Annotated in this window: 3 protein-coding genes; all 3 read right to left on the reverse strand. The window is 66.1% G+C overall.

Going from position 1 to position 3,617, the window contains the following annotated elements:
• Positions 1–868 precede the first annotated feature (868 nt).
• Complete coding sequence (locus JWQ81_RS37210; protein WP_297549165.1) at positions 869–1,057, reverse strand: hypothetical protein; 189 nt, start codon at positions 1,055–1,057, stop codon at positions 869–871.
• A 73-nt stretch (positions 1,058–1,130) separates the two neighbouring features.
• Complete coding sequence (locus tag JWQ81_RS37215) at positions 1,131–2,960, reverse strand: NAD(P)/FAD-dependent oxidoreductase (protein WP_297549167.1); 1,830 nt, start codon at positions 2,958–2,960, stop codon at positions 1,131–1,133.
• 67 nt (positions 2,961–3,027) lie between these two features.
• Complete coding sequence (locus JWQ81_RS37220) at positions 3,028–3,348, reverse strand: NIPSNAP family protein (RefSeq protein ID WP_297549169.1); 321 nt, start codon at positions 3,346–3,348, stop codon at positions 3,028–3,030.
• Positions 3,349–3,617 lie beyond the last annotated feature (269 nt).

Here is a 3,617-nt window from a genome sequence, read left to right on the forward strand (position 1 = left end):
CGCGACCGCCGACGCGTTCCTGGACATGTTGGCCGGCGGCAACACCGGCAAGATGGTCGTCCGCCTCGACTACTGAGGCCCGCTCCGACCAGTCACGAGTTGCCCCGATTCGACCAGGACCGGTTCGCCTGACGGGCAGTTGTGTGGCGTGCAGATCCGCCCGTGAACTCGCGGGACCATAGCTGTGCCTCGAACCTGCCGATGCTGGCGGGCCGGTCCGCTCATCCACCCCAAACGGGGATAACACGACGTACGAAAACGGTTGAGTCAATGCTTTACGAGATTCGCGGTGTTCTCGATCAGAGCAACCCTGCCGCTCCTCCCCTAATCGGCATCCCGTCCCGATCCCGTTACCGACAATCGCCAGGCCAGTTACGTTCACACAGTAGTGAACTGACACTGGCTTCGGCTACTACTGGTTCTTACATCCAACGAAAGACTGTTGACCCGCTCGTCCCTTCTATGCCTTGCGCAAACGCGAGTAGGAACCAGAGCAACGCCAGCATCCGTCACGATGACCGAAATCGGGCGTCGGCGAGTTCGTCCGGTGGGGGTCAGAGGCGCTGAACGTTGGCGCCGTGCCGCCTTCGCCGCACCCGAAGCAGTGATAGGTGTTTTCTCTGGGGTCGCCTATCTGAGGAGGACTCTTCAGCGGAGGACCGGGCCGCGCTCGTCGCGGCGGGCCGGGCATTGCAGGCGCTACCCGCCACACTCAGGAAACGACGACCCACATAGGAAACATGCCCCGGTCGATTCGTACATTGTGGACTGTGTGACGTAAACCATGCCAGGGCCAGTGGTTTCACTAGAGGACCCGCAGTTTCCGTATCCTCAGGATGTAAAAGCAGACAGAAATGGTGGGATCCGGTCAGCTCTGTCCAAAGAGGACTCGTGGCTCGTTAGCGTGGACGGTGACGGCGGCCTGGGTGATGTCTGGGTGGGTCGCGAGCGCGGTCTCGACCTGGTGGGGTTCGACGCGGTAGCCGTCGACCTTGAGCTGGTCGTCCACGCGGCCCAGCAGCTCGATGGTGCCGTCGAGGCGCCGACGGGCACTCACGGAGCCGCCTCGCGGGTGGTTCCGCATCGGCATTGAACAGGCGGTCGGGAACCGAAGGTGGCTGATGTTCGGTTCAATGCTTGGCGTCGACCAGGACGTCGTCCATGCCGGCGGAGCGCCACTGCCGCAACAGCGCGTGGAAGGCCAGCGGTCCCTCGCCGTAGGTTTCGCTGCGTGACCGCGGCTTGCCCTCGTTGTTTAAGTAGCCGGGCGTGCACTCGGACTGGAACTTGTGCTGGTCCGGCGCGGTCGTGCGGATCGTCGCCACCCAGTCGGCCTGGGCTTGCTCGGTCGGCTCCACGTACCGTGCGCCCCGGCGGCGGGCCTCGGCGATCACGGCTGCGACATGGCGGGCTTGCTCGTCGAGAATGTGCGTGAAGTTCACCGATCGGGCGTTCTGCAGCGGGCCGAGGTGGAACAGGTTGGGGAAGTCGTGGCTGGCGAAGCCGTGCAGCGTCCTCGGTCCGTCCTGCCAGTACTGGGCGAGGGTGACGCCGCCGCGGCCGTGCACGCTGAGCCGGTCGGACAGCACGCCGGAGATCCCGACGTCGAAGCCGGTGGCGAAGATGATGCAGTCGACCTCGTACTCGTGCTCGCCGACCACGACCGCGTTGTGGGTGATGCGTTGCACGCCGCCGTGGTCCGCGGTGTCGACCAGGGTCACGTTGGGCCGGTTGAACGTCTCCAGGTAGGTGTCGCTGAACGTCGGCCGCTTGCACATGTAGCGGTACCACGGCTTGAGCGCCTCTGCCGTCGCCCGGTTCTGGACGATCTCGTCCACCCGGGCCCGCAGCTGGTTCATCTTCTGGAAGTCGACGATCTCCTCCACGTGCTCCCGCCGCTCAGGCGGCAGCTGCGAGAAGGTCGCGCTGGGCATGAGCTTGCGCAGCAGTTGAGCGCTGCCGGTCCAGCCGTCGGACACGAGGTCCTCGTCGGTCTGTCCGCCGGAGACGATGGCGAGGAAGTTGTCCCGCCGCTCTTTCTGCCAGCCAGGTCGCAGCGACTCGCTCCATGCCGGATCGGTGCGGCGGTTGCCGCGGACATCCACTGAGGACGGAGTCCGCTGCATCACGTACACGTGCCGGCTGTCCCGTCCCAGATGCGGCACGACCTGCACCGCGGTGGCGCCGGTGCCCACCAGGGCGACGCGTTTGTCGGCGAGTTTGGACAGACCGCCGGTGGCGTCGCCGCCGGTGTAGTCGTAGTCCCACCGGCTCGTGTGGAAGGTGCGCCCGCCGAACGTCTCGATGCCGGGGATGCCAGGCAGTTTGGGTTGGCTGAGCGTGCCGCTGGCGACCGCGACATAGCGGGCCCGCAGGTGATCGCCGCGGTTGGTGCTGATCTCCCATTCCCGGCTGTCCTCGTCCCAGCGCAGTTCGCTGACGCGGGTATGGAAGCAGGCGTCGCGGTAGAGGTCGAAGTGCCGGCCGATCGCCCGGGCGTGCTGGCGGATCTCTTCGCCAGGCGCGTACTTCCACTCGGGCAGGTAGCCGAGTTCCTCCAGCAGCGGGAGGTAAACGTAGGACTCGATATCGCAGTGGATGCCCGGGTAGCGGTTCCAGTGCCATGCCCCGCCGAAGTCGCCACCCTCCTCGATCATCCGGATGTCCTCCACGCCGGCCTGCCGCAACCGGGCACCAGTGAGCAGGCCCCCGAAGCCACCACCGATGACCGCCACCTCGACGCGGTCCCGCAGCGGAGGCCGGTCGAAGGTGGGATCCGGGGCGTCGGCGTCGTGACCGAACTCGCCGTCCGTGCGCCGGTACTGCGCGATGCCGTCGGGCCGGATGCGGCGATCGCGTTCGAGCCGGTACTTGGCGCGGAGGGCCTCGGGGTCGAACCCGAGGGGTTCACCGGCTGCGGACGACCCGGTTACGGACGACGTTGTCTGCGTGGTGGACATGGCTGCCTTTCCGATGTGGACAGTTGTTCGGGCTGCCCGGTCGCCGGCGGCGACCGGACCGGTGCGGTCAGCGGAGCACGGAGCGGCGCGTCGGCACGGCGCGGGTGACCGTGATCTCGTCGAGCAGCACCAGGTCCGACACGACCGGGGAGATCTCGCGCTGCCACCGGTCGGACTCGTAGACCGCGGCGTACAGTTCGTCCCGTTCCTGCTCGTCCTCGAAGCGGCGGATCCAGATGTAGCCGTTCTCGTCCTCCTCGTCGAGGAAGGACGCCGTCACCGACATGCCGCGTTCGATGAGGTACGGCATGATGGTTTCTTCCATGTAGCGCACCCATTCGTCTCGCCGACCGGGCTTGACCTGGTAGCGACGGATTTCGTAGAGCATTGTCCCCACTTTCGTGCGTCGTGTTGTCCCCGTTTTGGGGTGGGGTGAGCGGACAGGTTCGACAGTTTGGGCAGTTATCGGCACAGCAATGATCCTGCGAGTTCACCGGCAGGATCATTGCTGTGCACCCACCCGGTTCGGACGAACCGGTCCTGGTCGAATCGGGGCAACTCGTGACTGGTCGGAGCGGGCCTCAGTAGTCGAGGCGGACGACCATCTTGCCGGTGTTGCCGCCGGCCAACATGTCCAGGAACGCGTCGGCGGTCGCG

It is taken from the genome of Amycolatopsis sp. (genome assembly GCF_025464955.1).
Taxonomy (GTDB): Bacteria; Actinomycetota; Actinomycetes; order Mycobacteriales; family Pseudonocardiaceae; genus Amycolatopsis.